Origin of the sequence: Nocardia rosealba (assembly GCF_020216065.1) — a bacterium.
Classification (GTDB): Bacteria; Actinomycetota; Actinomycetes; order Mycobacteriales; family Mycobacteriaceae; genus Nocardia; species Nocardia rosealba.
In genome coordinates, this window is the sequence record NZ_JAIWNA010000005.1 from 444,580 (window position 1) to 451,538 (window position 6,959).

At 67.4% G+C, this 6,959-nt stretch carries 5 protein-coding genes; 2 read left to right on the plus strand and 3 right to left on the minus strand.

The window, feature by feature from the left end; translation table 11 throughout:
* Positions 1 to 27: 27 nt before the first annotated feature.
* Positions 28 to 1,230: a low temperature requirement protein A gene (locus LDL21_RS21215; RefSeq protein WP_225281453.1), complete on the plus strand. Its 1,203-nt coding sequence runs from the start codon at positions 28 to 30 to the stop codon at positions 1,228 to 1,230.
* On the opposite strand, the gene LDL21_RS21220 is transcribed toward LDL21_RS21215, so the two are convergent.
* The 3 genes from LDL21_RS21220 to LDL21_RS21230 form a co-directional block, all read right to left on the minus strand.
* The gene (locus LDL21_RS21220; RefSeq protein WP_225281454.1) at positions 1,217 to 2,008 is read right to left on the minus strand and encodes an ion transporter; all 792 of its coding nucleotides are present in this window, start codon (positions 2,006 to 2,008) and stop codon (positions 1,217 to 1,219) included. The genes LDL21_RS21215 and LDL21_RS21220 overlap by 14 nt on opposite strands.
* A 156-nt stretch (positions 2,009 to 2,164) precedes the next feature.
* Positions 2,165 to 3,775 (minus strand): GMC oxidoreductase, encoded by a 1,611-nt coding sequence (locus LDL21_RS21225; RefSeq protein ID WP_225281455.1) that lies wholly within the window; start codon positions 3,773 to 3,775, stop codon positions 2,165 to 2,167.
* A 107-nt stretch (positions 3,776 to 3,882) separates the two neighbouring features.
* Entirely contained in the window at positions 3,883 to 4,647 is a 765-nt protein-coding gene (locus LDL21_RS21230; RefSeq protein ID WP_225281456.1) for a sulfite exporter TauE/SafE family protein, read from the minus strand.
* Positions 4,648 to 4,931: 284 nt separating this feature from the next.
* Here LDL21_RS21230 and leuA point away from each other — a divergent pair, with 284 nt between their 5' ends.
* The gene (gene leuA / locus LDL21_RS21235) at positions 4,932 to 6,731 is read left to right on the plus strand and encodes a 2-isopropylmalate synthase (RefSeq protein WP_225281457.1); all 1,800 of its coding nucleotides are present in this window, start codon (positions 4,932 to 4,934) and stop codon (positions 6,729 to 6,731) included.
* The last annotated feature ends 228 nt before the right edge of the window (positions 6,732 to 6,959 follow it).

The window sequence follows — 6,959 nt, forward strand, 5'->3', positions numbered from 1 at the left end:
TCGGCTCCGAGGTGACACGATAGGCCCATGATCGGAAAACCACGGGCCAGATTCCAGCCCGTGACCGAGGGCAGCTCGGTCACCCAGCTCGAACTGTTCTTCGACCTGGTGATCGTCTTCGCGTTCACGATGGTCACCGACTTGGCCGCCGACAACACCTCGGCCGTGAACATGCTGCGCGCCCTGCTGGTGCTCGCGCTCATGTGGTGGTTGTGGATCGCCTATTCGTGGCTGGGCAATGTGGTGCGCGCCGACGAGGGCATCGCGCGGGTCGGCATGTTCGTCGCCATGGGCGGTGCGTTCCTGGCGGCACTTACCATCCCCGAGGCGTTCGTCGACCTGCCCGGCGGCTGGTACGGGCCGCTCGTGTTCGCCATCGCCTACCTGGTCGTGCGGTTGGTGCATGTCGTCATCTTCTGGACGGTGAGCCGCGACGATCCCCAACTGCGCGGGCAGTTGCTGCGCTGGGCGCTCGGGTCGATCACGGTCGGCACCGCACTGCTGGTGATCGCCGCGACCACCTCCGGTCTCGCGCAGATTCTGCTCTGGCTCGCCGCGATCGTCGGCGACATGGTCTGGACGGCGGTGGCGGGCACGGATTGGCGGATCAACTCGGCCAAGCATTTCGCCGAACGGTACGGGCTGATCGTCATCGTCGCGCTGGGTGAGTCGATCGTGTCCATCGGCATCGGCGTGGCCGGGTTGCCGATCTCGTGGCCGATCACGGTGGCCTCCATGCTCGGGCTGACGGTGTCGGGTCTGCTGTGGTGGCTGTACTTCGACGTGGCCGCCATCTCGATGGAAGAGGGACTGGCGAACGCGAAGGGCTCGGCGCAGATCAAGATCGCCCAGTTCAGCTACACCTACGGGCACTTCCCGATGATCGCCGGTGTCATCGCGCTCTCGCTGGGGCTGAAGAAGGTGCTGTACTACGTGGGCGACTCCTCGCACCATCAACTCACCGATCCGCTCTACGGCATTCCGCTCGGCGCGCTCTACGCCGGGCCCGCGGTGTTCCTGCTGGCGGTGGTCGGCGCGAAATATGCCGCGGTGCGGCAGTTCTCGACCGCCCGAGTGCTGGTGGCAGCCCTACTGTTCGCGCTGATCCCGGTCGCCGCGCAACTGCCCGCGCTCGTCTCCCTCGGCCTGCTGTGCGCGATCCTCGCCGCGCCGGTGATCTGGGAGACGGTGCACTATGCGCGCAGGCGCGACGAGATCAGGCACGCTTGATCTGCGAGAGATGATGGCGCACACCGTGTTCGGTGGGTGTGGCGCCGCGCTGTGAGGGCGGCACCCGCACGCCGGCGCGCACGGCCTCGTTGATCTGGTCGAGGTTCTCGCGCAGCATGTCGGCGACCAGTTCGTCGGTGCGCGGATCGTCGAGCAACTGGTTGAGCATGCGGTACACGGTGTCGGCGACGAGCCGGATGATGTCGTCGTGGAACGGCACGTAGCGCAGCTTGCCGGTCTGCGGGTCGTTCTTGATGAGATCGACGATGAGCTGGTCGATCTCGGCGTGGTTCTCCTCGAGCGCGGCGGCGATGTTCTTGGTGTAGTGGCCCGCGCGCAGCACATTGGAGACCTCGTCGAGGATCGCGACGGTCATCGGGCGGCGGATCACGTCGACGATGGTGCCGACGAACCGGTTGACGATCTTGGCCGTCACCCGCTCACCGAACGCCCGGTCGGCCACCCGGCCGAGCCGGATCAGGATCACCACGATCCGCAGCAACCGGAAGCCACGGAAGATCGGGCTGGTCACCGGGATCATGCCGAGCACTTCATACCAGTAGACGAACGGGAACGTCCACGGCCAGCCCGCGCGCCGCCAGCGCCAGAGGAACTCGATCGCGAAGATGCCGCAGATGGTCCAGTCGGCCACCACGATCGCGTGATAGGTCTTGCCCGACACCGGGAAGAAGGTGATCCAGGCGACCAGCACCACCGACACGATCGCCAGGACGAGCATGAAGATGTCCAGGCGCAGCGACGGCGTTGTGGTCCGCACGTCCTGTACCTCGACCGGTTCGATCCCCGGTGACGCCAACTCGACCGCTCCTGTGGTTCCGGCGGCTGACGCCGCTACTCGGCCCGCCCGATCGGCGGCAAGTACTTTGCCCACGCTAATTGGTTGCGGCGCCGTCCGAGTGGGCTTCGGCGCGTGTCAGCCGCGCAGGATCGCCTCGATATTGCGTTCGGCCAGCGCCGTGATGGTCAGTGACGGGTTGACGGTGGCGGTGCTGCCGGGAATCGCGGCACCGTCCATCACGTACAGCCCGGGGTGTCCGTGTACCCGGCCGTAGGCGTCGGTGGCCTTGCCGAGCACGGCGCCGCCCAGCGGGTGCGCGGTGAACTCGGCGTTGGCGTCGTAGCCGAGGGCACCGTATTCGGCCAGCGCACCGGCTCGGTCGGCGATCCGGCGGTCGACGGTGCGTGCCGCGTGGACCACGGCATCCTGGGTGGCGGTGGGCCAGGTGAGGCCGACACCGCCGGTGGCCGGGTGGTAGCCGAAACGGGCGCGGGTCGGGTCGAGCACCATGCCGAGCGAGGCGAGCGCGCCGGTCTCGAAGGGGATGCCGGGGATGTACCAGTTCTCGAGCGTCAACGGCATCGTCGACTCGTCGTAGATACGGCTCGCGCTCGGCACACCCTGACCGAAACCGGCCAGACCGCTGGCACCGCGGGCCAGGACCACGTCACCGTTGGTGCCCCAGCCGTCGCCGATGTGCTCGTTGAGGTTGGGCAGCGCGCCGGTGGCCTGGGCGCGCACCAGCAGTTCGGAGGTGCCGACGGAACCGGCGCCGAGGAACAACTTGTCGCAGGTCAGGGTGCGGGTGCCGAGCTGCGCGCCGGTCGGGGCCAGTTTCGTCACGGTGACCACGAACTTGCCGCCGGCTTCCTGGGCGATGCTGTCGACCCGGTGACCGGGGTACACCCGTGAACGGCCGGTCTGCTCGGCGTAGCGCAGGTAGTTCTGGTTCAGGTCGAATTTGGCGCCGTTGGAATTGCCCAGGTTGGACCGGGCGACGGTGGCCGACGGACGCGAGCCGCCTGCCAGCTCGGCGCGCAGCACGTCCCAGGTGAAGATCGAGTCGTTGGGCACCGGCTGGTACCCCGCCGCGCGTACCTGATCGTCCCAGGCGCGGGAGTGCGTGAACGGCTGGGACTGGTAGATGTCACCAGGCATGGGGTCCAGGCGCAGCATCTGGCGGACCCTCGGGAAGTACACCCGGTCCAGTTCCCCGTAGTCGACGACACCGCCGAAGACCTGGTCGAAGAGCCTGCGCTCGGGAGCGACCATCGCGCCGGTGAAGATCACCGAACCGCCGCCGACGGCCGCCGCCCGCCACACGTCGATACCCGCGTACTCGGTGACATCGAGGACACCGCCGAAGGCACCGAAACTCATCGGCACCTTGGTGACGCCGGTGAAGCTGGTGCGATGCCAGAACCCGCGCCCGTCGGGCAGGTCGTCGCCGGTGAAGATCTCGCGCCACGGGTCGTTGGGCCAGCGCGAACCACGCTCGAGCACCGTGTTGTCGATGCCGGCCTCGGCCAGGCGCAACGCGGTGACGGCCGCGCCGAAGCCGGAGCCGATGACGATGGCGCTCGTGTGCGCGGGCGCGTCCGGAACCGGGGCGAAGATCTCGGGAACCCACGACTCGAACATCGCCGAGCGCGGGTCGGCGTGCGCGGACGTGCCCGTCAGGGTCGATCCGACAGTCCCGGCGAGCGTCGCCAGTCCCGCCGCCTTGAAGAAGGCACGTCTGTGCACCAGGCCACCTCCCTCATCACGCATGGCCGAGCGCAGAATACCGCGCAACTTCCGAATCGACCCCGCTAGTGGCCGGATTTGTCACCGATCACCAGGAGGCGCCCATGTCAGGTCGTCAACAGGCGGATCACGGCGATGGAACCGACGACGACGATCACCGCGCGCAGCACATTCGGCGGCAACTTGCGGCCGACCTTCGCGCCGAGCTGACCGCCGATGATCGAGCCGACCGCGATCAGCGCCACCGCCTGCCAGTTCACATCGGCGATCACGATGAAGATCACCGCGGACACCGCGTTCACGATCAGCGCGAGCACGTTCTTCACCGCGTTGAGCCGCTGGATGTCCTCGTGCACGAACACACCGAGCAGGCCGAGCAGCAGCACGCCCTGCGCCGCGCCGAAGTAGCCGCCGTAGATGCCCGTGCCGAACACCGCGACCAACAGGATCGGGCCGCCGTGCGCAGGTGCGGGCGCGCCCTCCCCACGACGGCGTTTCACCCAGGCCGCCAGCCGCGGCTGCACGATCACCAGGACCAGCGCGGCGATGATGAGCACCGGAACGACGGCCTTGAACGCCGATTCGGGCATGGTCAGCAGCAGCACCGCACCGGTGATACCGCCGAACAGCGATGCGGTGCCGAGCTGCAGCAGTCGCGCCCGCTGCCCGACCAGTTCACGCCGGTACCCGATCACCCCGCTCACCGAGCCGGGGACGAGGCCGATGGTGTTCGAGACATTGGCGGTGACCGGTGGCAAACCGAACGCCAACAGTGCGGGGAAGGTGATGAGCGTGCCGGACCCGACGATGGTGTTGATGCCACCCGCCGCGATTCCGGCCGCGAAAACGGCCAGTTGCTGTAACCAAGTCATGCGAATTCCTTTGTGACGTCTCGTCGTGCGCGAAGGCACGTACAAGCGCTGGGATCCCTCGAACCGTACCGGTCGGCCGGTGCGGTGCGGATCCGCACACCTATTTCCGCAGGCCGCTTACCAGCGGGGGCGGGCGCACGGTAAGCTCGGGGCATCATGCAGCGGGCACTTCTTCTCGGCCGCCGCGACGGGTTCTGATACGGACCGGCTCCCGTCGCGGGGTTCCAACGCGCCGGTCGACCCGCTCCCATCAGGGAATCCACCACACCCACGGAGAAACTTGCATGTCCTCGGCTGACGCATTCGTATCCGCTTCGCGCACCATCACGGCCCCCAGCAAACCTGCCCCGGCCGACCAGCCCGGTTGGAACAACCAGAAGAACTCCTCGATGCCGGCCTTCCGGTACCGCCCGTACGCCGAGGAGGTCGAGCCGATCACGTTGCCCGACCGCACCTGGCCGGACAAGATCATCGACCGCGCGCCCGCGTGGTGTGCCGTCGACCTGCGCGACGGCAACCAGGCCCTCATCGACCCGATGAGCCCCGCCCGCAAGCGTCGCATGTTCGACCTGCTGGTCCGGATGGGTTACAAGGAGATCGAGGTCGGCTTCCCGGCCGCCAGCCAGACCGATTTCGATTTCGTCCGCGAGATCATCGAAGACGGCGCCATCCCCGCCGACGTCACCATCCAGGTGCTCACCCAGTGCCGCCCCGAGCTGATCGAGCGCACCTTCGAGGCGTGCAACGGCGCACCGAACGTGATCGTGCACTTCTACAACTCCACCTCGATCCTGCAGCGCCGGGTCGTGTTCCGCGCCGACCGCGACGCGGTGAAGAAGATCGCCACCGACGCCGCCGCGCTGTGCCTGGAGATCGAGAAGCGCTACCCCGACACCGAATGGCGCTACGAGTACAGCCCGGAGTCCTACACCGGCACCGAGCTGGACTACGCGCGCGAGGTGTGCGACGCGGTCTCCGAGATCATCGCGCCCACCCCCGCCAAGCCGCTGATCATCAACCTGCCCGCGACCGTCGAGATGGCCACACCCAACGTGTACGCCGACTCGATCGAGTGGATGCACCGCAACCTGGCCCGCCGCGACTCCATCGTGCTGTCGCTGCACCCGCACAACGACCGCGGCACCGCCGTCGCGGCCGCCGAGCTGGGCTACCAGGCCGGTGCCGACCGCATCGAGGGCTGCCTGTTCGGCAACGGTGAGCGCACCGGCAACGTCTGCCTGGTGACCCTGGGCATGAACATGTTCTCCCGTGGCATCGACCCGCAGATCAACTTCTCCGACATCGACGAGATCCGTCGCACGGTGGAGTACTGCAACCAGCTGGCCGTCGCCGAACGCCACCCCTACGGCGGCGACCTGGTCTACACCGCGTTCTCCGGCAGCCACCAGGACGCCATCAACAAGGGCCTGGACGCGATGAAGGCCACCGCCGACTCGCGCGACGCCGACGTGTCCGACATCGTCTGGGAGGTCCCGTACCTGCCGATCGACCCGAAGGACGTCGGCCGCACCTACGAGGCCGTGATCCGGGTGAACTCGCAGTCCGGCAAGGGTGGCGTCGCCTACATCATGAAGACCGATCACGGGCTGGTGCTGCCGCGCCGCCTGCAGATCGAGTTCTCGCAGGCTATCCAGGCGATCACCGATGGTGAGGGCGGCGAGGTGACGCCCAAGGAGATGTGGGACGTCTTCGCCACGGAGTACCTGAATCCGATTCTGCCGCTGGAACGCATCAAGCAGACGGTTACTGCGGCCGAGACGGATGGTGGGGTGGACTCCATCGTCGCGACCGTGAAGGTCGGTGGGGTCGAGCAGGAGATCAGCGGGTCGGGTAACGGGCCGTTGGCTGCCTTTGTCGATGCGCTGGCGACTGTGGGTTACGACGTGCGGGTGCTCGACTACAGCGAGCACGCTATGTCTGCGGGCGACGATGCTCAGGCCGCTGCTTACGTCGAGGTTGCTGTGGGTGACAAGGTTGTGTGGGGTGTGGGTATTGCTACCTCTATTACGACTGCGTCGCTGCGCGCGGTCGTCTCGGCTGTGAACCGGGCTGCCGCCCGTTAAGGAAGACCGCTGAGGGCCGGGCAGCGTACGCGTTGCCCGGCCTTTGGTGTTTTGGGCGCGGGAGTTGCCTACCGCACTGTTAGCGGGGCGGAACTACCTCGGTGTTTTGTGCACCACGGAGGTATTGGGCTGTGTTTTTGGAGCGCTGGCGCGCTCGAGCGCGGCCCCTGAGGGGCCGCGCGAACAGCGCTCGAGACTCGCGCCTGCGGCGCATGCGCTTCGAGCGCT

Bases quoted from the DNA above. Each gene is read 5' to 3' on its own strand.
- LDL21_RS21215 (WP_225281453.1), top strand. From the start codon at position 28: ATGATCGGAAAACCACGGGCCAGATTCCAGCCCGTGACCGAGGGCAGC.
- LDL21_RS21230 (WP_225281456.1), bottom strand. From the start codon at position 4,647: ATGACTTGGTTACAGCAACTGGCCGTTTTCGCGGCCGGAATCGCGGCG.
- leuA (WP_225281457.1), top strand. From the start codon at position 4,932: ATGTCCTCGGCTGACGCATTCGTATCCGCTTCGCGCACCATCACGGCC.